Origin of the sequence: Paramicrobacterium chengjingii (genome assembly GCF_011751765.2) — a bacterium.
GTDB lineage: Bacteria > Actinomycetota > Actinomycetes > Actinomycetales > Microbacteriaceae > Paramicrobacterium > Paramicrobacterium chengjingii.
In genome coordinates this window covers 3,183,279-3,208,175 of record NZ_CP061169.1, presented here as the reverse complement: position 1 = coordinate 3,208,175, position 24,897 = coordinate 3,183,279, and the positions used below count along the sequence as shown (strand labels likewise).

Here is a 24,897-nt window from a genome sequence, read left to right as displayed (position 1 = left end):
CGCAGAACCCACGCTTCACAATTACTGGCCAATGGAAGGAAGCATCGTGAGTCAACTCACCGGAAAAGTGGCGATCGTCACCGGAGCTGGCAGCGGCATGGGGCGGGAGACCGCGCTGCTGCTGGCTGCCAAGGGAGCGTCTGTCGCGATCGTCGGGCGTCGTCGAGACGCTCTTGATGAGGTCAAGAAGCTCATTGACGAGCGCGGCGGAAAAGCTGTGGTCGTTACCGCTGACATTGCGCAGGCCGAGGAGATTACGCGTCTTGTGGACGTCGTCCGGAGCGACCTCGGCACCATCGACATTCTTATCAATAATGCGGGTAGTTCGTCGCGTGTGCTCAACCCGCGATGGACTCCAGACGACGAGTGGCAGCACGTCATCACGGTCAATTTGACGGCGGTGTTTCGACTGTCGAAGGCAGTACTTCCCGACATGCTCGCGAAGCAGGAAGGGACGATCGTCACGGTGTCGTCTCTCGCCGCGGTAAACCCGAACCTCCTGGGCGGTGCCGCCTACGGTGCGGCCAAAGCAGGTGTGCGGAACTTCATGACATTCCTGCATAACACCTTTCGCAACGAGGGACTTCGCGCCATTACGGTGCTTCCCGGAGAAGCGGATACGCCCATTCTCGAGAATCGTGCTCGTCCACCCGCGCCCGAGGAACGTCGAAACATGGTCCAGCCGATCGACGTAGCCACAGCCATCGAGGTCGCCGTCACGCTTCCAGCACGCGCCGTCTTGCAAGAAATCATCGTCGCTCCGACTCGCCAGCGAGATACCGCAGCGGATCTGGAGATCAGCCGCTGGGTCGGAGCACCCACCGATTCCCAACCGTCTGCGTGAACGCAGCAGAAAGAGACATCCATGTCAATCCTCACTGATTCTGTACGCGCCTTTGCGCCCGCGGGGGCCGTGCAGCGTATCGAGAAGGCTTCGCGGCGCGTGCAGCAACCCCAATCGTCGGGAGATTTGGTCTCACTGGCAATGGGGGAACCGGGGTTCAGCACGCCATCACAGATCGTTGAGGCCGCAGCTACCTCGCTGAGAGATGGGCGGACGCACTACTCACCGTTGCTCGGTGAATCGTCCTTACGGGGCGCGCTCAGCGAACGGCTGTCTGCCCTCTCCAGCGTCGAGGCTCGGCCGGGCGACATCGTCGTGACCCACGGCGGCACGGCGGGCTTGGCGGCATCCATTTTGAGTATTGTGAATCCGGGAGATCGCGTAGTCATCCCCGATCCGACATACTCGCTCTACGCTGACGTCGTCAGCATGGCGGGCGGTGTCGTCGTGCCGGTTCCCCTTGCTGACAATCTGCACTGGGACATCGACGAATTGCGAAATGCGCTCGCGGGCGCGCGGCTCTTCATCTTCTGCAATCCGGTGAATCCCACAGGAATCGTGCACTCGCGCGATGAGCTCCTCGCCCTCGCCACGATGCTCTCAGGAACGGACACCGTCGTGATCTCAGATGAGGCATACGCAGATCTGACATTCACAGACGCCCCCTTCACATCTGCCGTCGAGATCACTGCGCTTCGTGAACGAACCATCTACTGTCAGACGTTCTCAAAGAGCTACGCGATGACGGGATGGCGCGTGGGGTATCTCTGGGGTCCGTCTGACCTGATCCGCGGCGCTGCACGCATCCACAACACATTCAACGGCTCCGTGAACACCGCTGTCCAGGATGCGGCACTTGCGGCTCTGCGCACAGCAGGGCCCGATGTGGAAAACATGCGCGAGGCCTACGCGCGACGCGGGCAGCTCATGAAACGGATGCTGTCAGAGATTCCTGGCCTCGAGTTGAGCAACGTCGAGGGCGCTTTCTACCAGTTTCCGCGATACGACTTCGACATGCCGTCCGTCGACGTGGTTGCCGGTCTGCGCGAGCGCGGTGTCGCCGTGCGGCCCGGATCGGAGTTCGGCGAACACGGCGAATATCACCTGCGCCTATCGTATGCAGCCAGTGAGCAGGAGATCGAGGCAGGCGTTGAGAGACTGGCCGACGGAATCCGTGAACTGGGTGGTGAATGTTCCCGCCGTTCCTGAACGGCTGGCATTCGGTACGGTCCGCTGGGCTTTCGTGGGGCTAGAGGACCGTTGACCCACCCAGAACACCGTCGTGCCCCTCAGGAGGCGTCCGGTGCCAACGTGCGCACCGGGCGCCCTCTGTGTGGTGGCGGACGCAGCGATGACTCTGAGATCACAATGAGATCACGATGAGCGCCCGTGCTGACATTTGGCGCGCGTTTATGCTTCTGACCTGGCAGTTTATGCTCGCGGGTCGCTTGCAAATGCCTCTTGACAAAGCACCAATGTATTGCGAAACTCTTACTACTCGCGAATCAATTCGCATTTGAGAGTCGAGTATCAATTTGTCCCGGCCGAGTGGCCGGCGCTCCCTAGAAAGAAGCTGAAGGTAGAGAAATGGTGAAGGCACATCGGCGTGCTGCCGCAGTTGCGGTGCTCACTGCGCTTGCGCTCGTGGGTACCGGTTGTACAGCCGCAGGAGGTACGTCAAGCGGTGCGGGAAACGACACAGTCCGCACGACACTGACAACCGATCCCACGACGTTCGACCCCGCGAAGGCGAATGCGAAGGACGATTACCAGGTCGCCCGTTATCTGTTCGACACGGTTGTTCGCCTCGGCGAAGACGGCGAACTGGTGGGCGGCATCGCGTCGAAGTGGGAGAGCGACGCCGACCAAGCGGTGCTTACACTCCGTGACGATGCAACCTGCTCGGATGGAACGACGATCACCCCCGCAATCGTTGCCGACTCCCTGAACTACTTCGCAGACCCAGAAACGCGCAATAACTTCGCCAAGCTCGTATTCGGGCCGGGAACACCCGAGATTCAGGCCAATGACGACGCAGGAACTGTGACGATCGATCTCGCACAACCGTGGTCGGAGGTTCTGAGAGGCCTCACTCTGGCTCAGACCGGCATCATCTGCCCCGCAGGTCTCGATGATCTTGACGGTCTCGCGAAGGGATCTGTCGATGGCGCGTTCTCCGGCCCGTATTCCTTGACGTCGGCTTCTCACGGAGTCAAATACGAGATGACCCTGCGGGACGAATACGACGCGTGGCCCGAATTCGGCGCAGCCATCGAAGGCACGCCGCCGTCGAAGATCATCTTTCGCCCAGGTGTCGATAAGACGACAGTCGCGAACCAGCTCCTCACAGGAGAGGTTGATGTGGCTGAAATCGCGCCGGCTGATCTTGAGCGCTTCGAAGGCGACGACAACTTCGACATCACGACGGTGCCCTTCGCGGGAATCTGGCTTCTGTTCAACCAGCGCGAGGGCAGCCCTTTCGTGGACCCCGAGCTCAGGCATGCTGTTGCTCAAGCACTGAGCGCGAAGGCATTCAACGATGCCGCATACGCGGGGCAGGGCATTCCCTACAACACCATCGTCGCGCCGAACGTCCCGTGCGCATTGCCGGACGACAGTCACGTCACTCCCGTTGACCTGGATGCTGCCCGGAAGGTGCTGGAAGGCAAGACATTCAAGATGGTCGGTACGACGAGCATCGGCCCCAACGGCGCCGGGAACACGTACGTTCAAGAGGCTCTGCGCGCTGTGGGGGCCGAGGTCGAACTCGACCTCGTTGACAACGGAACGTGGGCGACGAAAACGCAGACCCAGCCCGACACCTGGGACATGACCGTTCAAGGCGACGCTAACTTCGTCGGTACTGTCGCTGCATCACTCACACGCATAGCCGGCGTTCCCACGGAGGATGGGGGTCGCAACATCGGTGGCGCGGCAAATGAGTCCGTCCTTGACGACATCAAGACGGCTCAAGCAGCATCCGATGATGCCGATCGGTGCGCCGCATACGAGCACGCACAGGCGACGATCATGGACAAAAACGACATCGTTCCCTTTGTCGCAGAACCGCAGATTGTTGTGCAGAGAAGTGGATACTCGGTCGCCGACCTCGGGGGAATCATCGATTACGCAACAACACGTATCGAAGGCTAATCACCAGCAATGTCTGAAAACTCAACGGTGGTGTCCAGCTCGACAGTCGAGCTGGACACCACCCAACTCTCGGTTCAGCCTGCTCCTCGAAAGCGGCGCAGGATGTCATTGTGGGGAGGCTATGCGCTTCGGCGATTCGGCGGCCTCCTGCTCTCGCTCTCGCTCCTCATCGTCGTGACCTTTTTCATCGTTCCGCTGATTCCCGGTGACCCGGCCGTTGCGGTGGCAGGCGCCGACGCGACGAGAGAGCAGAGAGACGCAATCCGCGAGCAGCTGGGGCTGAACGATCCACTGTCGCTGCAGTTCGTGCATTACATCACGGGCATTTTTACGGGACAGCTCGGAGACTCCTTTGCGTATGGGGAGTCGGTCATGAACATCATCCTTACGAAGATGCCGTTCACGCTCGAACTCGCCCTCTTTGGAATCCTGATCACACTTGCTATTTCGGTGCCACTGGGAATGATCGTCGGAGTTGCAACGCAGGGCGGGCGGCGCCGCTGGCTTGACGTCGTCTTCGGCATGCTGACGGGGCTCTTCCAGTCCATTCCTCAATTCGTCACGGCGACATTTCTGGTTGTGATCTTCGCGATCACGCTTCGGCTGCTCCCTGCGGCCGGGGCCACGAGCCTCAGCTCTTTGATCTTGCCGTTGGTGGCGTTGTCCCTCGGCCCAATCTGCTCGATAGCTCGTGTTGTGCGTCGAGAGACTGCCACTGTGCTTGAGCAGGATTACATTCGTACGGCGAAGGGCAACCGGCTTGGTAGCCTGCGGCTGTATGCGCGACACGCTCTTCCCAACTTGTTGACCACAACGCTGACTCTCTCGGGTCTGATCCTTGCGGGGATGCTCGGCGGCGCAATCATCATCGAGACGGTGTTCAGCTGGCCGGGCCTCGGGCGCGAGGTGGTTACGGCAATTGCTTACAAGGACTACCCGGTTATCCAAGGAGTGATCCTTGTCTTGGGTCTGATTGCGATTCTGATCAATCTGCTTATCGACGTGATCCTCGGGGTCATTGACCCTCGTACCCTCGGAGGAACGCATGCAAACGGATAAGAAGAACAGCGTGAGCACGCCCGCCGTGCGATCTCGCCGATTCCGATGGTCGCCTGGGCTCGTTGCGGGTCTCATTCTGATGGGTTTGCTCGTCATTGTGGCTGTCATTGCGCCTCTTGTTCTTGACCAGGCCGCGAACTCTCTCACTGACAACGCGTCACAGGGTCCGAGCGCGGATCACCCGCTTGGAACCGATCAATTCGGTCGGGATGTCATGGCACGCTCTCTTGTTGCGACGCGACTGACACTTATCATGACGACAGCAACCACCGTCATCGCGGTTGTGTCGGGGATCGCCATCGGAACCATGATCTGGCTCGCACCCCGCTTGATACGCGATACCGTTCTGCGAATCATCGAGGCTGCTGTCGCATACCCGAGCCTGATCTTCGCGCTGATCATTGCGGCGATCCTTGGCCAGAGCACCTGGTCAGCTGTTATGGCCATCGCAATTTCGAGCATCCCCGCCTTCGCGCGCCTGACCGCGAATATGGCGGCTGCCGTCTCGCACAGAGATTTCGTCACCATGGCCAAGCTTCAGGGGGTCTCTGGGCCGAGAGTGATCGTGCGACATCTTCTGCCGAACATGGCCGAGCCTCTGCTGGTTCTGACCGCGACAGTTTTCGCGACGACTCTCATGGATCTGTCGAGTCTCTCGTTCGTCGGTCTAGGCGTGCAGTCTCCCGACTACGACTTCGGCCGGCTGCTCAACGACGGCCTCTTCAACATCTACTCACAGCCGATGCAAGCTATCGGTCCCGCTGTCATGATTGCTCTGACTGGTCTCGCGGCGATGTTGATCGGGGATGGCGTTGCTGCGGCAACCGATCCTCGCGGTGGACGGAAATTCACCCTGTCAAAGAAGCGCGCGTCGGAGGTTCCGGCACACGTCACCGCCGAGGGCGACAGCGTAGTGCAGGTCGACAACCTCCACGTCAGAAGCGCGGACGGAAAAGGGCTCGTCAAGGGCGTCTCGCTGTCGATTCGCAAGGGGGAGGTGCTCGGTCTCGTCGGCGAATCAGGATCAGGAAAATCGCTGACCGCAATGTCGATCGCGGGTCTGCTGCCAGACGAGCTTGCTGTCGAAGCCCGGTGTCTTCGCGTCGGAGATCTCGATATTCTCGGGCGTCCAGAACGACAGCGTCTTGCCACCGAAATCGGGCTCGTCTTCCAAGACCCGGGAACGACGTTCAATCCCGCACTCCGCATGGGGCCGCAATTGACTGAGGTGAGTCGGGTTCACGGCGGGCTTTCCGGCAAGCAGGCAAAGAAAACGATCGTCGGCGCCCTGCACGAGATTCGGGTCACCCGGCCGGAAGCGCGCTTGCGTCAGCATCCGCATGAGCTGTCCGGAGGCATGCTTCAACGTGCGAAGATTGCCTCATCGCTCATGACCGAGCCGCGGGTCTTGATTGCTGACGAGCCCACGACTGCCCTGGATGTGACAGTTCAGGCGGAGGTGCTGCGCCAATTCCGCGCGATCAACCGCAGTCATGGCACAGCGCTCTTGTTCATTTCGCACGATCTCGGGGTTGTGCAAGCACTGTGCGACCGAGTTCTCGTTATGAAGGCGGGGGCGATCGTTGAGGAGCTGACGCGTGAGCAGCTCGCAACGGCGCACGTCACTCACCCGTACACGCAACAGCTGCTCGCGGCAACGCCGAGCAGGGCGCTTCGAGAGGTAGAGAAATGACGAAGAGTGCTGACGTCGATCAGCAACGAGATGATCACAGGGCGCCTGTGCTCGAGATCAATGATCTTGAGGTTTCGTTCGGGTCGACACGAGTTCTGAAAGGAGTGTCGACTCAGGTTTCTTTCGGAAAAACTCTTGGTGTTGTAGGAGAGTCAGGCTCGGGTAAATCGACATTGGCGAAGGCAATTGTCGGCATCAACAAGCCCTCTGGTGGACAGATCGTGTTTGACGGTCGCGACCTGGGTGCGATGCGTCCGCGCGAGAGGCGCAGTGTCACTCGCCAGATTCAACTTATTCCTCAAGACCCGTACTCGTCACTCGACCCACGTCGCACCATCGGACAGACCATTGCCGAAGCCATCGACCCTGTTCGATCCGACCCGAAGAGACACCGGGAGGCCATAGCGCACTGGCTTTCGGTGATCCTTCTCGATGACGACGTGGCTCTTCGGTACCCTCACGAGTTCTCTGGGGGTCAGCGCCAGCGCATCGCGATTGCGCGCGCTCTCGCCGTGGGGCCCAAGCTCATCATCGCCGATGAGGTGACGTCTGCACTCGATGTCTCTGTGCAAGCAGAGATTTTGAAACTCATCGATGCGCTCAGGACGGAACTCGATCTGACGATGCTTTTCATATCGCACAACCTCGACGTGGTCTATCAGGTGAGTGACTCCGTGCTGGTTCTCAACCATGGCGATGTCATGGAACAAGGTGCGGTGAGGTCCGTGTACGCGGAGCCTGCACATCCTTACACGCGTGCTCTCTTGGATGCCGTCCCTGGCGGACCGGGATTCGACATAGGCGAGTGAGAGCGCAACTGCGTGACAGAGCGCCAGATACCCTGTCGCGCCGCGGTCGGTGCCCGCGAGGGCGCCGACCGCAATCTCGACGGAAATAATGCGTCTTGTTATGGCTCTGAGATCGTCGATGCACAAGAGGCTGACGGTGTTCCCGTTGTCTGTGGCGTGAGACCACGGCGCATGATGGTCATCATGCGTGGCACCATCTCGGCTGCCCCCGCGCTCTGAGTCAGCATGCTGCCGACGAGCATCGGTGAGACGATGAGGTCGAACCCGGTGACGTCGGATGCCAGGAGACCCGCGTGCTGGGCATCCCCGATCAGCTGGTGGAGCTCTTCGACCAGAGCCGGTTCCGTCGTTCTATCGGGATTCAGGGTGGCACCGAGAGCGGCGAGGCGTCCGTAGCTGGGATGGTCGGTGACGGTGTCGACGACAGTTGTGAACACGACGTCGAGACGATGCGCGGCTGTTGCATCCCGGGTGCCCGCGATGGCAGCGAGAAGTCGGTTTGTGAGGTCGGTGGACGATCGATCATAGAGCTCGATGATCAGCTGCTCACGGTTGGCGAAATGGCGAAAAACGCTTGCCTGGCTGACATTGGCATGTGCACCGATCTCTTTCAGCGGTACGTCAACACCCTGCTTGTCGAACAGTTCTACTGCGGCATCCAGCAGCTTTTCGTGGTTGCGAATGTGATCTTCGCGCACCGCGCGCTGGCGAGGGCGATCCGTTTGCGGCATGGCGTCGATACTACTTTCTGCCGTCCCTCGTCGGCGTTCGTCGGGCTGAGTGGTGACAGCATCACCCTTGTCTGATAGCTTAGCTCTCGTTTAGAGAGAGTGCTGCGAATCGGGTTTGAACGCGGCGGCCACTCGCTCGTCCCGCTCCCATACATGAGGTCACTGATGATCACGTTCTCTGAAATCGCTTCCCGTGCGATCCGCGTGCCGATCGCAGCGGTGGCTTTCGTGCTGCTCTCCGGCAGCCTTGTTCTCGCCACGCCCCAGCCCGCTTCAGCCGCGCAGATTTCGGAGACGATTGATGGCATCGCGTATGACGTCGATGAGAATGACATTGGAGCGGGGGCGACAGTCGTCGACTACGACGTCTCGTTCGGTGCCGACGTCGTCATTCCCTCGAGCGTCAGTATTGCAAACCACGAGTACGATGTCACCGCCGTGGGTGAATCGGCATTCTATATGGCTGGATTGCTCAGTCTAGACATCGCTGATTCCGTCGTGTCGATCGGAGACTACGCGTTTGCCGAGAACCACATCCTTGACCTGAATTTGCCCGCCAGCCTCACAAGCATCGGACTGCGTGGGTTTGCCACAAGCGTTGCGTCGGGAAGCGTAATTATCCCCGCCAGCGTCACCAGCATTGGCACCGAAGCGTTCTATAGAAACGACTTCTACAGCGTTGAACTCGGCTATGGAGTTGTCACGATTGGTGACGGGGCCTTTTCGGAGAATAAGTTGACGGACGTCGTTCTTCCCGAGAACGTCGAAGTCATCGGGGACTGGGCGTTCGGCGATAACAGTGAGTTGTCTTCGGTGGTATTCGAAGCAATGCTGGCGCCTGAGATCACCGCGGCGGGAACGAACGGATCGTTTGGCGAGGCCGACGGCAAATCGCTGCAGTACCCGTACTCCGCGACGGGGTTCGAATCGCCGAACTGGCGAGGGTACGCCGCGCACAGCGACAGTCACGCCGTGTCGTTCGACACCGGGGGTGGAAACATCGTCGGTGATGCGATGGTCGAGCACGACCGTGCCGCTGGTTCTCCGGCGAAACCGATCCGCGAGGGGTATGCGTTTACGGGGTGGTACACGGATGCTGACGCGACAGAGTTGTATGATTTCAACGCTCCGGTCGTGGCGGACGTGACGTTGTATGCGGGTTGGACGATCAACAGCTACGCGGTGACGTTCGATACGGTTGAAGGCACCAGCATCCCTGCGGTGAACGTCGATTATGGCGATTCGCTGGTGGTGCCGAACGATCCTGGTCGTGACGGTTACACATTCATCGGCTGGTTCGCTGATGCCGATGCGACAATCGACTTCGATTTCACAGCTGCGATCACTGGTGACGTCACCGTATATGCGGGATGGGAGAGAAGCAGCGTCCCGGTTGAAGAGGGCGATCCCGTTGGCGAGGATGATTCCGTGGTCGACGATGGCACCGCTACGGACGTCGTGGAGACGTGGACTGTCAACGAGCAGCTTCCCACGACAGGTGGCACGGTGCCTTTCGGAACCATTGCCGTCGCGCTGCTCTCAATTGCCAGCGGAGCCGCCACGCTCGTGATGCTTCGTCGACGCCCAGAGAAACGGTAGCCCCGCCGGCGAGCGTCGACGTGGCGCTCAGTCACGCGGTGACGCGATGCCCACACGGTAGGCCCAGACGACCGTCTGCACACGGTCTCGGACGCCGATCTTGGTCATCGCTCTGCTCAAATGCGACTTGACCGTGCTGGTCTCGACAAAGAGATCCCGCGCGATCTCGGCGTTCGACAGACCCTTCGCGAGAAGCCGGACGATGTCTGCCTCGCGTTCGGTGAGGGACGCGAGGGCAGCAGCATCCGCCCCCGTGGGCTCCGCCACACGCGTTGCCCTGCGCCGAGCGAACTCCGCGATCACGCGGTGGGTGACCGCCTGATCGACGAGACCCAGGCCGTTCGCGAGGCGGCGGATCGCGTCGACAAGATCGTCGGGGTCTGTGTCTTTCAGAACAAAGCCACTCGCGCCCGCCTCGAGAGCACCAAAGACATATTCGTCGAGGTCGAATGTCGTGACCACCAGGATGGCTGGGGCATGGGGCGCGGACGTGATCTGCTGCGTAGCGGCGAGTCCATCGCCTCCAGGCATGCGGACGTCCATGCAGATGACGTCCGGCTGAAGGCGACGAGCGAGCTCGACGGCTTCTGGACCGTTCGCTGCCTCGCCGACGACCTCGATGTCGCCCGCAGATTCAAGAATGACGCGGAACCCGGCGCGGACGACAGCCTGATCGTCTGTGAGTACTACGGAGATCATGGCGCGCTACCTTCCTGCGTCGAGTCTGCCGGTCGTTCGGCAGGGACCGTGAGATCGACGCGCCACCCGCCGGCAGGCGTGCGCGCCGCATCGAAACGAGCATCCACGAGCTGTGCACGCTCGCGCATGCCGACGAGCCCGAGTCCGTCGCGATGCTCGGCTGTGCTCGTATGCGCCGCGGTCGGATCGTTTTCGACACTGAGAGCGACGCACGTGTCGCCATAGCGCAGCGACACGTGCACCGGAGCACCGGGAGCATGCTGGCGAGCGTTGGAGAGAGCCTCCTGGAGCACACGGTAGACGGTGACGTCGGCGATGGGAGCCAGCGGGTACGGCTCGCCCTCCTGCGCGAAACGGATGTTGTCGCCGAGATCGCGGGCGGTTCGGATCAGCGTGTCGGCCGCGGACAGGCCCGGCACAGGGGCACCGCCCTCGCCGTGTGAATCAGCTGTGGCCGGCTCTCGAAGCACGCCGACGACCTGACGAAGATTGTCGAGGGTCTCTTTGCCCTGACTGCGGATCCAGGTGGTGGCTTGCTTCGCTGCCGCCGGATCCTTGTCGATGAGTCGCTCGATGGCGGAGGCCTGCACAACCATGCCCGAGAGGTGGTGTGCGGCGATGTCGTGCAGTTCGCGGGCCATGCGTGCGCGCTCTGCGCTGATGGCAGCATCCACTCTGCTCTGCTGTGCGCGAATGGCATCCGCCGTGCGCACGCGCGCAAGCTCGACGTACTTGCGGTGCGTTGAGACGTACGTGCCGGCAAAAACGGCGACGGCATACGTGAGAAGAGTGGATGCCGCTTGGGCGAACGCCTGGTCTGGTTGGCCGACCGTGTCATGCCCTTGGCCGAAAAGAGCCTCGAAGATGCTCGGCTCGGAGCCGAATACCGGTGCGGAAATGAGCAGCGACGCGGCGATGCTTCCGAGAATCTCACCCATCGCCACGAGGGCGATCACGCGCACCGTGCCCGCGAAGCGGCGGAACGGCGGGTACACGCAGACCGTGTAGGTGGCGACGAACGGGGCCAGTCCGCGTATGCCGATGCCCGGCGGTAGCAGAGCGACGAGCGCGATTTGGCTGGCGGCAACGACGACGAGACACAGAACGGGGTTGATGCGGCGGATGCAGAGTATGAGCGATTGCGCTGCGGTGATCAGCATGACGGCCGTGCTCTGCAGAGATGAGAGGCGAAGGGAGTTGGTCGTCTGCAGAAAATCGAGCAGTTCCCCGGCGAGCCCGAGACCGACGAGCGCGACGAGAACTGCGAGGATGCTGTCGCGCGAGAATGCTGTTCGCAGCCCGATGCGGGAGAGAATGTTATCGCTCCACGACGTCCAGCGCGGTGGCGGGCCGAGCACGTGATCATCGTGCATCGCGGCGTTGACGGCCACGTTGGTGTTGTCGCGCATGCGGTTACCTTCCGCTTGGAGGCAGATGCTGTCGCACGGACGAGCCGTACGCTGCACCTCGATGGTAGAGGACGTGGTGCTCCGGGGCCGGGCAGCGACCTGTTCACCCGGCCCCGAAGGGCTCATGCGCTGATGCTCGGCGCAATCAGCTTGAACACGAACGCGAACCACGCGATGCCCACGAGCGCTGCGCACATGAGTGCGCCGCCCGCAATGCGTCGCCAACCCAGATGATGGCGGATGCTGAGAGTCAGCGTCAGCGTGGCCGGGACGATCGCCAGCACACCGATCACCTGCAGAACCTGGATGCCACGGATGAGTGTCGCTGGAACGCTCTCGAACCCGGTCACTGCCTGAATGATGACGAGCCAGCTCGCCAGAGCGACGAGGGCAACGGCCGAGCCGATGAATGTGACAAGACGGGAAATGCGAAACAGGCGACTCGGGTTTGCCGGTGCCGCAACCCGATAGTGGCGCCGCACAAGCGCGATGATCGGCCAGAACAGGAGGCTCAGCAAAAGAATCAGCACCGAGATCACCAGAATGGGCACGACGAGCCCCGCGTTGTGGGCGGCATCGACGCGCAGCATGCTGAAAGCGGATTCAAACCCGATTGCCTGAACGTGCCCGTTCTCGACACGCATGCTGATCAGGTTTGTGCCACCGACCTCCTGCCAGAGCCACGGCCCGACCTCTTCATAGGTAGCAGGAGTTATGCCGAGTGGTGCAGGGTTCAGAATCACTGTTCCGTCTCCCGGCGCGGTCACCGTCATCTGCCCGGCGATGCCGGTCGCGGCCATGTATGAGCTTTCGAAACCGCGCGACGTCATGTACCTGCCCTCGGCCAGCGCGGCGTGGTCCTGCGCTGTCGGCTCGACGACAGCATCCCGATTCGTGCCCGTTGAGGGGAAGTAGCGGTCGGCGAAACCATCCGTGACGGCACTCCGCAGCTCGCTGGAATCGAGCGGAGATGCGCCGGAGCTGTTGACGGAGAGAAAAATTCCCACACCCGCATCGGGATACAGCTGCATGTGCGAGTGGAAGACCGTCGTATCGCCGCCGTGGCCGAGGATGCTTTGGCCGTTGCGACTCTCGTCAAAGAACCCCAAGGTCATTCGTGGGCCGTTGGCGAGGGTGCCGAGCGTGTCTGAGCTGAGGGCTGGTTGATGCATGAGCGCTAGAGTCTGCGGCGCAAGCAGCGCGTGATCCGAGTCGATCTCGCCGAGCTGAGCGAGCATGAACTTCGCCATGTCAGTTGCCGTAGCCGAGAGCGCACCGGGAGGGGACGTCGACACCGTCTCGAACGGTGTTGCCGGGCTGTCGGTGGTGGCGTAGCCCCGGGACATGCGCTCGGAAAGATCATCGGGAAGCGGCTGCTCGAACGTTGAGGAGCTCATGCCCAGCGGCGTGAGAATGTGGGCATCGATATAGTCCTCAAACCGTTCTCCGCTCACGTTCTGAACGATGTAGCCGGCGACGCCGTTGCCGTAGTTGGAGTACGCGGGCGTCGTTCCCGGACGGTAGACCTGTTCGGGAGGGTCCGTGGCAAGCGAGTCGCGCAGATTGGCTTTCGTGCCGTCGAACCGGATTAGGCCCCCGACGCGCTCTTCGAAACCGGCAGTGTGGGTGAGCAGTGTACGCAGCGTGATCGGCTCGTCGAACTTTCGAGGAATGGTGAAATCGAGGTATTCAGACACGTCGACGTCGAGATCGAGATCACCGCTCTCGACGAGCTGCATGACGGCGGTGGCGGTGAAAACCTTCGAGATCGAACCGACGCGGAACAGAGTCTCGGCGGGGTCGACGAGCTTCTCGGCCCCCGTGTCTGCATACCCGTAGCCGCGGGCCGTGAGCAGTTCGCCGTTGGAAACGACGGAGACGGTGGCCCCCGCGATGTCAGCCCGGTCAAGTGCAGACGGAAGGATGCCGTCGAGCCACGCATTGACGTCAGTCTGCGTGAGAGTGCTCGCAGTTGAGCCGTCGGCTGGCGGAGCGGGCGGAGCTGGAAGCTGCGGTGCAGACGTTGTGGCCGCCGGAGCTGCGCACCCGGCAAGCAGCGCAACGACAGCGGCCGCGGCGACGATGGTCCCCAACGTGCGGTGGGGCCTTCTGGCTCGGATGGATGGTCGAGTGGGGATAGGCATGTGCGCTCTCCTCGTGTGTTGTGTTTCTCAATCGTGGCGAAAACACGAGGCGAGATCATCGCGCGCAGGTCGACAATACGCTTGCGACTTAAGGAGGAGAGGCGTCCGGGCGATGCCATGCCGAGCCTGTCTGTGGGGAGCTTTCGATGCGCCGGGGAAGTCAGCCGAGGCGGGTGCGGGTGTCGGTCGGGACGTTGAAAGCGATGAGCTGCGGATCGGTGTGCGGCGTGAAGCGGAACGCCGTGAGCGCCGCATTCGTGACACCCGGAAACAGCACGCGATACCGGTTGAGGTCGAGGCCCAGCAGATGGCACAGCAGCAGGCGCATCAACGTCGAGTGCATCACGACAAGAACGCGGCCATTCGGATGCTGCGCGCAGACGTCGTCGAGCGCGGGCAGGGCGCGGGCGACAGCATCCGACCCCGACTCGCCCTCGGGCAGCGGGGTCGTGCCTGGCGCCGCCAGGAACGCGTCGAGCTCGGCAGGGAATCGCTCGCGCATCTCGGCGCGCGTGAGCCCGTCGCCTCGGCCGAAGTCGACCTCGACAAGGCGCTCGTCTTGTGTGAGCGGCAGCCCCGTCACATTGACGGCAGGCGTCGCGGTGAGCACCGAACGGCTGAGCGTGGAGCTGTAGATCGCATCGAGTTCAGCCGTCGCGCTCCACCCGGCGAGCTCGCGCGCTTGCGTGTGTCCGTTCACGGTGATGGCGACATCGCTGAGCCCGGCGTAGCGGTTCTCGGCGTGCCAGACGGTCTCGGCGTGGCGGGTGAGAAACAGCGTGGTCACGAGATCCACCCCTTAGAGGTCAGCGCGCTGCGGAACGCATTGTACGTGTCAGACAGGCGCGTTGCGAGAGCGGCATCCGGGTCGACGATCGTGCGAATGCGGCTCATCGACGACGCTACCCGCTCGAGCTCGAGTGGCTCGGCGAATGCGGCCTGCCCCGCGCCCCAGCGCGCGAGAATCGCCATTCCCAGGCTGCCCTCTGCAGTTTCAGGCAGCGCGAGCTGGCGGTCGAGCAGGCTTGCGCGCATGCGGTTCCAGGTTGCGCCGCGCGTGCCGCCGCCTGATGAGGAGAAGCGGCCGGTGAGCGGGGCTCCGTGCTTGGTGAGCATATCGAAACACAGGCGTTCGACGCAGGCGACGCCGGCCCAAACAGACTCGACTCCCGCCTCGAGCGAGAGGGTGCGGAGATCGTCGAGCCGGCGGGAGTCGGGCATGAGCGCGAAGCCCGCTGCGTCGGCGGAGAGAAACGGGAAGCGCTCGCCGCGGCGGGTGAGCGGATAGCTCGGGGTGATGGCGGCTGTGCGCTCGCCGACGGAAGCATCGAGCGCCGCCAGGTCGGCGTCGGGGAAGATCGCGGTGAGTGCGCCGGCTCCCACGTTGGAGGCGCCACCGGGGAACCAGTAATCGCCGTGGGGTGCCCGGTGCGAGTAGACCGCGCCGGAGCCGTCGCTGATGAGATGCGGCGTCACCCCCTTGAGCACAAGGGTGGTGCCGACGACAGTGTGCCAATCGCCGGGAGCGAGTGCGCCCGCACCGAGCTGAGCGGCGCAGCCGTCTGTTGTTCCCGCGAAGACCGGGGTACCCGAGGGGAGTCCGCTCGCTTGCTCCCATGCGGCCGAGGTCTCGCCGACGTGCGTTCCGGGTGCGACGACCTCGGGCAGCTGACTGAGGTCGACGGATGCTGTCGCGAAAACGTCAGGCGGCCACTCGTGTGCGATCACGTCGTATCCGCTCTTAAGCGCGCTCGACCAGTCGGTGGGCATGCACGTGCCGGTCATCGCCTCTGCAAGAACATCGCCCTGGTGGGCGATGCGATGCCCCGGCGGGAGCTGCCCCTCATGAGCAAACCAGGCGATGCGGCACAGCGCCCAGCCCGGCTGAACGACGACGCCGAGCTTCATCCAGCGATCGGCGCCGGCATCGCGGAGTGCATCGGCGAAGGCGGCCCCACGCGAGTCGTCGTACATGAGGCCGGTCGTCGCGGGGTCGCCGTTGTCGTCGAGCACAACGACGGTGCCGCTCGTTGAGCAGTACGAGAGCCCTGCGATGCGCGACCGGTCGGCGTCCGTCAGTTGCGCCATCGCTTGAGCGATCGCTGAGGCGGCAGCATCCGTCCATTCGTTCGGGTTTTGCTCATGACGGCCGGAATCGGCATCCCGGATGCTCGTGAGCGGGTGCTGCCCTGACGCGCTGATCTCACCGGATTCTGTCGCGACGATCGCCTTCACGCTCTGCGTGCCGAGGTCGATCCCCACCCAGAGGGCGTCAGCGGTGCTGGTCATGCGCGATTCCATTGAGCGCGTGCTGCTGCGAGGTCGGCAAGGTACTCGCGGTAACCGGCTTCGAGCGCGGCGTGGGCGTCGAGGTTTGGGTCGAGCCGCGTTCGCTGTGTGCGCCAGGCATCGGTGTCGACGGGCGTGCCGAGCCGTTTCCACGCCACCTGCGCGGCACCGCGAATGCCCACTTGTGCTTCGTGGGGAATCCAGATCGGTCTGCCCATTACGTCGGCGAGCAGCTGCGCCCACGCGCTGGATCGCACGCCACCGCCGCTGGCGGACAGCTCGCCGTCAAAGCCGAGCACCTCGAGGCAGTGCCGTGCGGCGAACACCACAGACTCGCAGAGTGCCCGCACCACGTCGGCGCGCGTGCTCGCGATGGTGAGCCCGGTGAACTGGCCGCGCGCGAGCGGGTCGACGAACGGTGCGCGCTCACCCGCGGGCGACAGAAACGACAGCGCACGCACGCCGTTCGCACCGGCGGGGCTTTCATCGAGCAGCCTGGTGAGGTCGCTTGGCGTGAGCTGAAACATCGAGAGCAGCCAGTCGAGCCCAGCGGTGCCGACCATCGACGGCATGACGCGTAGATAGAGATCTGGGTCGGGAGTGCAGAGCCACATGCCGGCCGGCTCGAACTCCGGCTTGTTCGTGGTGTCGTGAGTGAAGACCTGGCACGCGAGCGTCGTGCCGATGATCACCGTGCCGTCGCCCGCGTGCTCCGCGCCCGCGCCGAAGCTGCACGCCTGCAGGTCGTACGGGCCACTCGAGACGGGGGTGCCGAGCGGCAAGCCGAGAAGCTCCGCGCCCGCGGCATCCAGTGAGAATGTCGCGTCGACCGGCGCAGGAGCGGGGAGCAGGTGCCGCCAGTTCGCAATGCCGCACAGCTCGAGGGCCTCGTCGACGTACTCACGGGTGCGCACGTCGAGAAACGGCAGCGAGGCATCCGACGCATCCACGGTGATTTCACCCGTGAGGCGCTGTAACACGGCATCGGCGCAGTACCCGGCGACGGCAGCCTTCTCGAACGACTCGGGCTCGTGCTCGGCCAGCCACGCGAGAAGCGCAGCGTGGCAGCCGGGAAACACGCCTGACCCGGTCAGGCGAAACACCCGATCGGTAACGCTGTCTGCCCCGCCCTCGCCCCACCGGGCGACGATGTCTGACGCGCGTGCGTCCATCCACGACAGCGGATTGCGCACGGCCGCGCCCTCGGCGTCGCGCAGCCAGAGTCCGTCGCCCTGCGCCGTGAGCGCAACAGCCTCAATGGGCTCGGATGCCGCGTGCGCGACCTCACGCGCCACGCGAGCAACCGAGTCCATAACGTCGTCGAGATCCTGCTCGACGTGCCCGTTCGGGCCCGTGATGAGCGCGGAGTTCGTCGACGCGTGGTTGTGCGATGTGCCGTCACGGTCGATGAGCGCGGCCTTTGTCACGGAGGTGCCGATGTCGATTCCGAGAATCATGTTTCACTCGTTTCTGCTCGACGTTGAGCTGTGGAAATCAGTGGTTCAGAACGTCGGGGTTTGCCAGGTGCTGCAGGGGTTCGCCGGCGATGAAGCGTGCGGCTTCGCCGGCGATAATGGATGCCGCCCGCTCGGCCGTCTGCTGCGAGGCACCGGCAAGATGCGGGGAGAGCACGACGTTCGGCGCGTCGAACAGCGGCCACTCCGGCCCCGGCGGCTCCTCGTCGTACACGTCGAGGGCGAGTGCGCCGATGTGCCCGGAGCGCAGCAGCTCGGGAAGCGGCGCGTAGTCGAGCAGGCCGCCGCGTGCTGCATTGACGATGACGGTGCCCGGCAGCATCCGACGCAGTCTTTCTGCATTGATGATGTGCTCAGTCTCCGGCGTCAGCCGAGCGTGCAGACTGATGACGTTGCTGCGCTGCACGAGCTCGTCAAGCGAGACGAGGCCGACGCCGTCGCTCTCGATGTCGGCAGGCATCGCATAAGGGTCGTAGGTGATGACCTCGGCGCCGAAAGCGATCAGCACACGAGCAACGATGCGCCCAATTGCGCCATAGCCCACGAGGCCGACAGTTGAACCGCCCAACTCGGTGCCCGCGCTGTCGTGGCTGTAGTAGTCGCCGCGCCAGGTGCCGCGCTTCAGCTCGGCATCCGCCTCGGAGATGTGCCGCATTGCCGCGAGCATGAGGCCGATCGTGAACTCCGCGGCGGCCTGCGCGTTACGGCCCGGTGCGAACGAGACGCGCACACCTGCGGCCGTCGCCGCCTCGAGATCGACGTTGACCGGGCCGCCACGACTCACGCCCACGAACTTCAGGCTGGGGCATGCGTCGAACACTTCTTTGGTAAACGGTGCGAGTTGGGTGACGGCGATGTCGGCTCCGGATGCTGCGGCGATCATCTCGTCGATCGATCCTGTCGCTTCCTGCACAGTGCCGACAGGGCCGAAGGGAACCTGTGGCCAGGGAAATGTGACCTCTGAGAACGTCAGGTCCGTCTGCGACCCCACGCGCTCGCGGAGTGCGTCGCGGAACAGCTCGGGGAGAACGAAGTTGTCGCCCGCTGAGAGTACGTGCATGGTCCCACCTTCCTGCATCGGACCCGGCCCAGTCGGCCTCGCCCCAAAATAGCATTATGGATGGTAACAATAACAAGAGTTGTGAAGATTGCCTACACCCGGGCGAGATGAACCTCGACCGATTCGTCGATGCTGTCAAGAAACGTGCGCTCCACGTCGTCGGTGACGACAAGGTCGCTGAACTCCGAGACTTCGACATAACGGTGAAGCGAGGTCTTGCCGACCTTGCTCGCGTCCATCATGAGCACGCGCCGCGCGCCGGCGCCGAGCATCACGCGCTTCATCGACACCACGTCTTGCTCCTGGTGGAAAGTCCACGACGCGTTCATTGTCGACGTCGACTGAAACACGACGTCGACCGAGTAACTGCCGAGCCCTGTGATGTCGGGAGGGCCGATGTACGAGTCGTGCGATCGTGAGTAGGTGCCGCCGATCATGATCAGGTGGATGCTCTCGCTCAGTCGCAGCTCTTCGCCCAGCTGCCGAAAGTTTGTCAGCACAGTGAGCGGGGCGATCTCGGCCAGGAAGGGCGCGAGCGCGAGGCAGGTCGTCGAGTCGTCGACCATCACCGACATACCGGGTTCGATGAGCTCGGATGCTGTTTTGGCCAGAGCGCTCTTCGCCGCCGGGTTGCGAGTGAGGCGAAATTCGGCGCTGGACTCGAAGACGCTTGTCGGAAGGGCGGAGACGCCGCCGTGGAACTTGCGGATAAAGCCCTTCGCCGCGAGCTCGTCAATGTCGCGGTGGATCGTCATGAGGCTTCGACCGGTGAGCTCGACCAGCTCCGCCGCGCTTGCGCTGCCCTCCCGCGTGAGGTGATCGATGATGCGATTCTGCCGTGCCTGGCGGCTCAGCCGATCGGGTCCATCCGGTGCCATGCTCTGCCTCCCTCGATAATCCAAGCAGTTGAACGCCATCCGTGCTCATTTCGTCCGGTGTGGACTGGCTTCGGTGCGACGTTGTGAGTAGCCTATGCCCATAAATATCATTCCAAGTGTTAACTTTCCCGAAGTTTTCGAGTACTGTCATGCCTCAAGGTCACATTTCAACGAAGGAGACTCAATGATGAGGGCACAACTGACGAAGGTGGCGCTTGTCGGCGCCGCAGCTTCGCTCCTCATGGGTTCGCTTGCCGGATGTTCAGCAGCAGACGAGGGTTCAGGCGAGGCGGGAGGCAAGATCGCGTTCCTCATGCCGGACCGCGCGTCGACCCGGTATGAAGAGCAGGACTCGCCCCTGTTCAAGAAGAAGGTCGCAGAGCTTTGCGAGAACTGCGAGGTGCTCTACCAGAACGCTGACGGCGACGCGGCAAAGCAACAGCAGCAGGTCGAGTCGATGGTGGCGCAGGGCGTTGACGTGATCGTCATTGACGCTGTCGACACGACGGCGGCAGCATCCAGTGTTCAATCTGCTCAGGCCTCCGACATCAAGGTCGTCACATACGACCGGCCGGTGCCCAGTGTGCCCGCCGACTTCTACGTCTCGTTCGACAACAAAGAGATCGGTGCGCTTATCGCGCAGTCGTTGATTGATCATCTCGCCGACGAGGGGATCACCGAGGGCGGTCTTCTCATGGTGAACGGATCGCCGTCGGACGACGCAGCGATGCTGATCAAGGAAGGTTCCGTCGAGGCTGTCGAAGACAGCGGGTTCGACGTGCTTGCGTCGTACGACACTCCCGATTGGGTGCCTCAGAAGGCCCAGGACTGGGTATCGGGTCAGATCTCGCAGTTTCGCGATGACGTCGTTGGTGTAGTTGCAGCTAACGACGGTACCGCGGGCGGAACCATCGCCGCGTTCAAGGCGGCTGGGGTCAGCGACCTGCCTCCCGTGACCGGAAACGACGCCGAAGTCGCCGCGATCCAGCGCGTGATCTCGGGAGATCAGTACAACACCATCTCCAAGCCGATCAGCATCGTCGCCGAGAAAGCTGCCGAAGTCGCTGTCGGATACATCAACGGTGACACCCCCGAAGCCGACACGGAACTGTTCGACACGCCATCGGCACTCTTCGTTCCGGAGGTCGTGACCTCTGAGAACGTCAAAGAGAAGATCTTCGAGGCCGAGATCTACACGACCGACGACGTCTGCACAAGCGAGTACGCGGATGCCTGTGCGGAGCTCGGAATCGAATAAGACACCCATGGGGCGGCCCGGTGTTCCTACCGGGCCGTCCGGATGCTGCTGGAGTAAGTGAGTGCACATGCCAAGTGAGCAGACTGATGCGCCGGTTCTCTCCCTCAAGGGAGTGAGCAAACGGTTCGGTGCCGTTGCCGCGCTGACAGACATTGAACTCGACGTTCGTGCTGGGGAGGTCGTCGCTCTCGTCGGTGACAATGGTGCGGGCAAGTCGACGCTCGTGAAGATCCTTGCCGGAGCACACGCGCCGAGTGAGGGAGAGATCTTCTTCAACGGAACACGGGTCACCATCGACGACCCGTCACAGGCCATCGAGCTCGGAATCGCCACGGTCTTTCAGGATCTGGCGCTGTGCGACAACATGACCGTCGTCGAGAACCTCTTTCTCGGGCGCGAACTGTCACCGTGGGCTGTTGATGATGTGGCCATGGAAGTTGAAGCGTGGAGTCTGCTGAAGCAGCTGTCTGCCAAGATTCCCTCCGTTCGCATTCCGATCGCATCGCTGTCAGGAGGACAGCGTCAGACCGTCGCAATTGCGCGATCGCTCCTGGGAAAGCCTGAGCTCATCATTCTCGACGAGCCGACCGCGGCACTCGGTGTCGCCCAGACTGCAGAGGTGCTCAACCTCGTCGAGAGGCTGCGCGAGAACGGACTTGCCGTGCTCATGGTCAGCCACAATATGGCCGACGTGCGCGCTGTCGCCGATCGTGTCGCGGTTCTTCGGCTCGGTCGCAACAACGGAATCTTCGACGGGAAATCGACATCGAGTGACGAGCTCGTCGCCGCAATCACGGGCGCGAGCGACAACGTCGTCACTCAGCGCGCACATCGCAGCGCCGCGCAGAAAGCGGGAGAGAACTCATGAGAAGCGTGACGAAGAACGACGGCCGAGGGCCCGCAACGGTGGCGACGGATCTCGCGGACGAGCGGCTGCTTCATCGTGACGGCATCCGCGGCATCGTTCAGGTCGGCCTCGATCGCGTGCGCGGCGGTGAGCTCGGGCCTTTGCCGATCATCATCGGTCTCGTTGTCATCTGGTCGATCTTTCAGATCTTGAACCCTGTGTTCCTGTCGCCGGCGAACCTCGTCAACCTGCTTATGCAGAGCGCGGCGCTCGGCGTGATCGCCCTTGGCGTCGCGTGCGTGCTGCTGCTCGGAGAGATTGACCTCTCCGTTGGTTCCGTCAGCGGACTTTCGGCCGCCGTGCTCGCCGTCACGATGGTCAACCTGCAGTGGCCCGCAGCCATCTCGCTGCTCGCGGCGGTTGCGGCGGGATGCCTGATCGGACTCGTGTACTCGGCCGTGTACGTGCGCTTCGGGGTTCCCTCGTTCGTGATCACGCTTGCGGGACTCTTGGCCTTTCTCGGGTTGCAGCTCTGGGTGCTCGGCCCCGAAGGAACCATCAACTTGCCCTACGACTCATTCATCGTGTGGTTTGGGCAACTCGCGTTCATTCCGGCCTGGCTCTCATACGTGTTGAGCGTCGGGGTCGGTGTCGCATTTCTGCTTGTGAGACTGCGCACGGCGCAGCGCCGTCGTGCAGCCGACCTCTCGGCCACGCCCTTCGGTTACATCCTCACGCAGGCAGTTCTTCTCACCGTCGTGATCGTCGCCGCGGTCTGGTATCTCAATCAAGCGCGGGGCGTCGGTTGGATGTTCGTGCTCTTCGGCGCGTTGGTGTTCGGAGTGCAGTACGCGTTGCGTCGCACGAAGTGGGGCCGTTCGGTGTTCGCGATCGGCGGTAACAAAGAGGCGGCGCGTCGTGCGGGAATCAATGTCTCGGGAACCATCGTCTCGGTGTTTGTGCTGGGCTCGGGCCTCGCTGCCCTCGGTGGAACTCTCGCTGCGGGGCGCCTCGCCGCCGCGGCGCAGAGCAGCGGTGGCGGTGACGTCAACCTGAATGCGATCGCGGCGGCGGTAATCGGTGGAACGAGCCTCTTCGGTGGTCGCGGGTCGGCCTACTCGGCCCTGCTCGGTGTGATCGTGATCCAGTCGATCTCGAGTGGTCTGACACTGCTGAACCTCGACTCGTCGTTCCGCTACATGATCACGGGCGCCGTGCTGCTGCTCGCGGTGATTCTCGATGCGGCGTCCCGCAAGTCGCGTGCGGCCCACGGCCGCGGTTGAGGCTGGTTCAGCGCTTCGCGCGCTCGAGGTGGTGAGCTACGCGGCTGGCAAAAAGCGGGCATCCAGCGTCTCGCAGAGCCACGTCGAGCGGCTTCGAATTGGAAAATCGTTGCCAGTATTCTGACTGCGTGAGTACCGCCCGGTGAACGGACTGCGGTGCGCTGTCCTGGACGAGCAGGAAGAAGTCATCCGAGCTGAAAACCTCATATGGCAAAGCATCGGGGTTCCCAAAATCACGGTAGTTGTCAGTAAGCATCATGTCTGCGCGGCATGCGAGTGACGCAGCATGAACATGATGATCGTCAGGGTCGTCTCCGTCGAACGCCACGTTGCCTGGGAACTCCTCGAGGACTTCGTTCAGGTTCTCACGGAGCGTGTCACGGAATCTGCTGGTCAGGCTTCCGTTCGCTTTGGGGTGTAAGCGGCGTCGGACACGTACAGCTTCAACGAGCACATCGAACGATGTGTGAGTCGTGTACAAACCGGGCGAATCCTGCTGGATCAGGAAGAGCCAATCGCGCAACGTTCTCGAGGCCAGGTTGTTCGAATCCACAAAAACTCGAGAAGTGCGCACCTCGACAGGTTATCCGAGTGCGCCGAACTCTTCGTCGATGCGACGCAATTTGTTGAACGCCTGCGTACGCTTGGCATCCTCAGCCTCGCGCAGCCTAAGGACATCCTCGGTGCGCAATCTGGTGTGGGACCCAACTTTGTGCCCGGGGATCTCGTTTGCTGCGATGCGTTTCATTAGTGTCGGCCGAGAAATCCCAAGCATCTCTGCGGCGGTAGTTGTCGTCACCTCTTCAGGCAGACCGGTGATGCTCACAGACCCGTTGCTGAGGCCAGCCATCACGTTGAGAAGAAAATCGCTCAGGTGCAGATCAAGCTCGAGAGTTTCGCCCGTAACAGTATTAATGCTCACGCCTGCAATCCCGTGCGAAGCAACTTCAGCGGTGACTTCAGCGGCACGCTCTAGGGTCTCATCGTCAGCAACGAGCGCGCCGCCGATCTGTGTGATCGGCATAGTGTCTTCTCCTATTGGGCGCTCTCAAGCACACCCCCAGAATACGCTGGTTACACATGTAACTGCAACCCATAGCTTGCAGTCAGAGTCACCAGGACGCATCAGGAGAGGCCATACCTGGCCCGAACCCGATCGACGAGTTCGTTAGAGCCGATTTGTCCAGCACCATAGGAGTCAGCGTCTGCCCGCGTATCAACAGACACGCTGAGACCTTCGATCTCTGCACTGTGGATGGTAGCTTCTACCCGCAGCGCACGTGATTCAGCGATCGACATGTTGCCTCCAGCTGCCCTTAGTCGTTTGCCGCACAGCTCTACCATTGCGTGGGTAAACGAAAGTATCTCATGCACCCATGGCGCACTTTTGAGTATGGCTGAGACGCTGACGATACGACTGGACGTGGCTGATCGAGTGGTGCTCGAAGAGGCAGCCCAGAAACAGGGGAAGGGTTTGAGTGCCTTCGTCAGGGAGATAGCTGAGGCCCAGGCGCAGCAGATTTGTCGTGACATGATTCGGGCCGATGGGGAGCGAGTGGTCGCCCATGTTACCGAGCATCCCGATGGGCGCCTAGAGTGTGACGAGCTCGGTACTCCATTGAGCGATCTGGCGTGAGTTGGCCCGCAGATTCTCCTGTGCGCCCTTG

Annotated in this window: 23 protein-coding genes; 10 read left to right on the top strand and 13 right to left on the bottom strand. The window is 62.4% G+C overall.

What is annotated here, in order from left to right; all coding sequences use genetic code 11:
• Positions 1–46 precede the first annotated feature (46 nt).
• The 6 genes from HCR76_RS15485 (at position 47) to HCR76_RS15460 (ending at position 7,558) form a co-directional block, all read left to right on the top strand.
• Entirely contained in the window at positions 47–844 is a 798-nt protein-coding gene (locus HCR76_RS15485; RefSeq protein WP_166987263.1) for an SDR family oxidoreductase, read from the top strand.
• Between the two features lie 21 nt (positions 845–865).
• The gene (locus HCR76_RS15480) at positions 866–2,053 is read left to right on the top strand and encodes a pyridoxal phosphate-dependent aminotransferase (RefSeq protein ID WP_166987266.1); all 1,188 of its coding nucleotides are present in this window, start codon (positions 866–868) and stop codon (positions 2,051–2,053) included.
• Positions 2,054–2,431: 378 nt separating this feature from the next.
• Positions 2,432–3,997: an ABC transporter substrate-binding protein gene (locus HCR76_RS15475; protein ID WP_166987269.1), complete on the top strand. Its 1,566-nt coding sequence runs from the start codon at positions 2,432–2,434 to the stop codon at positions 3,995–3,997.
• 9 nt (positions 3,998–4,006) lie between these two features.
• Positions 4,007–5,056 carry an ABC transporter permease gene (locus tag HCR76_RS15470; RefSeq protein ID WP_244971422.1) on the top strand — a complete coding sequence of 350 codons (1,050 nt, stop codon included), beginning with the start codon at positions 4,007–4,009 and terminating at the stop codon, positions 5,054–5,056.
• A 10-nt stretch (positions 5,057–5,066) separates the two neighbouring features.
• Positions 5,067–6,749: a dipeptide/oligopeptide/nickel ABC transporter permease/ATP-binding protein gene (locus HCR76_RS15465; protein WP_244971421.1), complete on the top strand. Its 1,683-nt coding sequence runs from the start codon at positions 5,067–5,069 to the stop codon at positions 6,747–6,749.
• The gene (locus HCR76_RS15460; protein WP_166987275.1) at positions 6,746–7,558 is read left to right on the top strand and encodes an ABC transporter ATP-binding protein; all 813 of its coding nucleotides are present in this window, start codon (positions 6,746–6,748) and stop codon (positions 7,556–7,558) included. Before HCR76_RS15465 ends, HCR76_RS15460 begins: the two co-directional genes overlap by 4 nt.
• A 98-nt stretch (positions 7,559–7,656) precedes the next feature.
• Here HCR76_RS15460 and HCR76_RS15455 read toward each other — a convergent pair whose 3' ends face one another.
• Positions 7,657–8,289, bottom strand: coding sequence for a TetR/AcrR family transcriptional regulator (locus HCR76_RS15455; RefSeq protein WP_166987278.1), 633 nt, complete (start codon positions 8,287–8,289; stop codon positions 7,657–7,659).
• 165 nt (positions 8,290–8,454) lie between these two features.
• Here HCR76_RS15455 and HCR76_RS15450 point away from each other — a divergent pair, with 165 nt between their 5' ends.
• Positions 8,455–9,888, top strand: a complete 1,434-nt coding sequence (locus tag HCR76_RS15450) for an InlB B-repeat-containing protein (RefSeq protein WP_166987281.1) — start codon at positions 8,455–8,457, stop codon at positions 9,886–9,888.
• Positions 9,889–9,915: 27 nt separating this feature from the next.
• Here the strand turns inward: HCR76_RS15450 and HCR76_RS15445 are convergent, their stop codons facing one another.
• From HCR76_RS15445 to HCR76_RS15410, 8 genes are all read right to left on the bottom strand, one after another.
• Positions 9,916–10,587: a response regulator gene (locus HCR76_RS15445; protein WP_166987284.1), complete on the bottom strand. Its 672-nt coding sequence runs from the start codon at positions 10,585–10,587 to the stop codon at positions 9,916–9,918.
• A complete protein-coding gene (locus HCR76_RS15440; RefSeq protein ID WP_166987287.1) occupies positions 10,584–11,996 on the bottom strand; it encodes a sensor histidine kinase in 1,413 nt (470 codons plus the stop codon). The genes HCR76_RS15445 and HCR76_RS15440 overlap by 4 nt, the downstream gene beginning before the upstream one ends.
• Positions 11,997–12,118: 122 nt before the next feature.
• Complete coding sequence (locus HCR76_RS15435) at positions 12,119–14,140, bottom strand: serine hydrolase domain-containing protein (RefSeq protein WP_166987290.1); 2,022 nt, start codon at positions 14,138–14,140, stop codon at positions 12,119–12,121.
• A gap of 160 nt (positions 14,141–14,300) precedes the next feature.
• Positions 14,301–14,927 carry a histidine phosphatase family protein gene (locus HCR76_RS15430; protein ID WP_166987293.1) on the bottom strand — a complete coding sequence of 209 codons (627 nt, stop codon included), beginning with the start codon at positions 14,925–14,927 and terminating at the stop codon, positions 14,301–14,303.
• Positions 14,924–16,429 (bottom strand): FGGY-family carbohydrate kinase, encoded by a 1,506-nt coding sequence (locus HCR76_RS15425; protein WP_166987296.1) that lies wholly within the window; start codon positions 16,427–16,429, stop codon positions 14,924–14,926. Before HCR76_RS15425 ends, HCR76_RS15430 begins: the two co-directional genes overlap by 4 nt.
• Complete coding sequence (locus HCR76_RS15420; RefSeq protein WP_166987299.1) at positions 16,426–17,886, bottom strand: FGGY-family carbohydrate kinase; 1,461 nt, start codon at positions 17,884–17,886, stop codon at positions 16,426–16,428. The genes HCR76_RS15425 and HCR76_RS15420 overlap by 4 nt, the downstream gene beginning before the upstream one ends.
• A 37-nt stretch (positions 17,887–17,923) precedes the next feature.
• The gene (locus tag HCR76_RS15415) at positions 17,924–18,964 is read right to left on the bottom strand and encodes a 2-hydroxyacid dehydrogenase (protein ID WP_166987302.1); all 1,041 of its coding nucleotides are present in this window, start codon (positions 18,962–18,964) and stop codon (positions 17,924–17,926) included.
• A gap of 92 nt (positions 18,965–19,056) precedes the next feature.
• Positions 19,057–19,842, bottom strand: coding sequence for a DeoR/GlpR family DNA-binding transcription regulator (locus HCR76_RS15410; RefSeq protein ID WP_166987305.1), 786 nt, complete (start codon positions 19,840–19,842; stop codon positions 19,057–19,059).
• 184 nt (positions 19,843–20,026) lie between these two features.
• On the opposite strand from HCR76_RS15410, the gene HCR76_RS15405 reads away from it, so the two are divergent.
• From HCR76_RS15405 to HCR76_RS15395, 3 genes are all read left to right on the top strand, one after another.
• Positions 20,027–21,100, top strand: coding sequence for an ABC transporter substrate-binding protein (locus tag HCR76_RS15405; protein ID WP_198248079.1), 1,074 nt, complete (start codon positions 20,027–20,029; stop codon positions 21,098–21,100).
• 67 nt (positions 21,101–21,167) lie between these two features.
• Positions 21,168–21,968, top strand: a complete 801-nt coding sequence (locus tag HCR76_RS15400; protein WP_166987308.1) for an ATP-binding cassette domain-containing protein — start codon at positions 21,168–21,170, stop codon at positions 21,966–21,968.
• Entirely contained in the window at positions 21,965–23,230 is a 1,266-nt protein-coding gene (locus HCR76_RS15395; RefSeq protein WP_166987311.1) for a sugar ABC transporter permease, read from the top strand. The genes HCR76_RS15400 and HCR76_RS15395 overlap by 4 nt, the downstream gene beginning before the upstream one ends.
• Positions 23,231–23,237: 7 nt before the next feature.
• On the opposite strand, the gene HCR76_RS15390 is transcribed toward HCR76_RS15395, so the two are convergent.
• The 4 genes from HCR76_RS15390 to HCR76_RS17745 all read right to left on the bottom strand — a co-directional run bounded on the left by HCR76_RS15390 (position 23,238) and on the right by HCR76_RS17745 (position 24,797).
• The gene (locus HCR76_RS15390; protein ID WP_166987314.1) at positions 23,238–23,804 is read right to left on the bottom strand and encodes a PIN domain-containing protein; all 567 of its coding nucleotides are present in this window, start codon (positions 23,802–23,804) and stop codon (positions 23,238–23,240) included.
• A gap of 9 nt (positions 23,805–23,813) precedes the next feature.
• Positions 23,814–24,254, bottom strand: coding sequence for a helix-turn-helix domain-containing protein (locus tag HCR76_RS15385; protein ID WP_166987317.1), 441 nt, complete (start codon positions 24,252–24,254; stop codon positions 23,814–23,816).
• 101 nt (positions 24,255–24,355) lie between these two features.
• A complete protein-coding gene (locus HCR76_RS15380) occupies positions 24,356–24,529 on the bottom strand; it encodes an antitoxin VbhA family protein (protein WP_166987319.1) in 174 nt (57 codons plus the stop codon).
• 67 nt (positions 24,530–24,596) lie between these two features.
• Positions 24,597–24,797 carry a hypothetical protein gene (locus HCR76_RS17745; RefSeq protein WP_198248078.1) on the bottom strand — a complete coding sequence of 67 codons (201 nt, stop codon included), beginning with the start codon at positions 24,795–24,797 and terminating at the stop codon, positions 24,597–24,599.
• Between the last annotated feature and the right edge of the window lie 100 nt (positions 24,798–24,897).

Excerpts from the sequence above, each read along its gene's own strand:
- HCR76_RS15460 (WP_166987275.1), top strand. The coding sequence starts at position 6,746 with ATGACGAAGAGTGCTGACGTCGATCAGCAACGAGATGATCACAGGGCG.
- HCR76_RS15480 (WP_166987266.1), top strand. The coding sequence starts at position 866 with ATGTCAATCCTCACTGATTCTGTACGCGCCTTTGCGCCCGCGGGGGCC.
- HCR76_RS15410 (WP_166987305.1), bottom strand. The coding sequence starts at position 19,842 with ATGGCACCGGATGGACCCGATCGGCTGAGCCGCCAGGCACGGCAGAAT.
- HCR76_RS15450 (WP_166987281.1), top strand. The coding sequence starts at position 8,455 with ATGATCACGTTCTCTGAAATCGCTTCCCGTGCGATCCGCGTGCCGATC.
- HCR76_RS17745 (WP_198248078.1), bottom strand. The coding sequence starts at position 24,797 with ATGGGCGACCACTCGCTCCCCATCGGCCCGAATCATGTCACGACAAAT.
- HCR76_RS15385 (WP_166987317.1), bottom strand. The coding sequence starts at position 24,254 with ATGCCGATCACACAGATCGGCGGCGCGCTCGTTGCTGACGATGAGACC.
- HCR76_RS15395 (WP_166987311.1), top strand. The coding sequence starts at position 21,965 with ATGAGAAGCGTGACGAAGAACGACGGCCGAGGGCCCGCAACGGTGGCG.
- HCR76_RS15445 (WP_166987284.1), bottom strand. The coding sequence starts at position 10,587 with ATGATCTCCGTAGTACTCACAGACGATCAGGCTGTCGTCCGCGCCGGG.
- HCR76_RS15420 (WP_166987299.1), bottom strand. The coding sequence starts at position 17,886 with ATGATTCTCGGAATCGACATCGGCACCTCCGTGACAAAGGCCGCGCTC.
- HCR76_RS15400 (WP_166987308.1), top strand. The coding sequence starts at position 21,168 with ATGCCAAGTGAGCAGACTGATGCGCCGGTTCTCTCCCTCAAGGGAGTG.
- HCR76_RS15440 (WP_166987287.1), bottom strand. The coding sequence starts at position 11,996 with ATGCGCGACAACACCAACGTGGCCGTCAACGCCGCGATGCACGATGAT.
- HCR76_RS15455 (WP_166987278.1), bottom strand. The coding sequence starts at position 8,289 with ATGCCGCAAACGGATCGCCCTCGCCAGCGCGCGGTGCGCGAAGATCAC.
- HCR76_RS15475 (WP_166987269.1), top strand. The coding sequence starts at position 2,432 with ATGGTGAAGGCACATCGGCGTGCTGCCGCAGTTGCGGTGCTCACTGCG.
- HCR76_RS15415 (WP_166987302.1), bottom strand. The coding sequence starts at position 18,964 with ATGCACGTACTCTCAGCGGGCGACAACTTCGTTCTCCCCGAGCTGTTC.
- HCR76_RS15435 (WP_166987290.1), bottom strand. The coding sequence starts at position 14,140 with ATGCCTATCCCCACTCGACCATCCATCCGAGCCAGAAGGCCCCACCGC.
- HCR76_RS15380 (WP_166987319.1), bottom strand. The coding sequence starts at position 24,529 with ATGTCGATCGCTGAATCACGTGCGCTGCGGGTAGAAGCTACCATCCAC.
- HCR76_RS15425 (WP_166987296.1), bottom strand. The coding sequence starts at position 16,429 with ATGACCAGCACCGCTGACGCCCTCTGGGTGGGGATCGACCTCGGCACG.
- HCR76_RS15405 (WP_198248079.1), top strand. The coding sequence starts at position 20,027 with ATGATGAGGGCACAACTGACGAAGGTGGCGCTTGTCGGCGCCGCAGCT.
- HCR76_RS15470 (WP_244971422.1), top strand. The coding sequence starts at position 4,007 with ATGTCTGAAAACTCAACGGTGGTGTCCAGCTCGACAGTCGAGCTGGAC.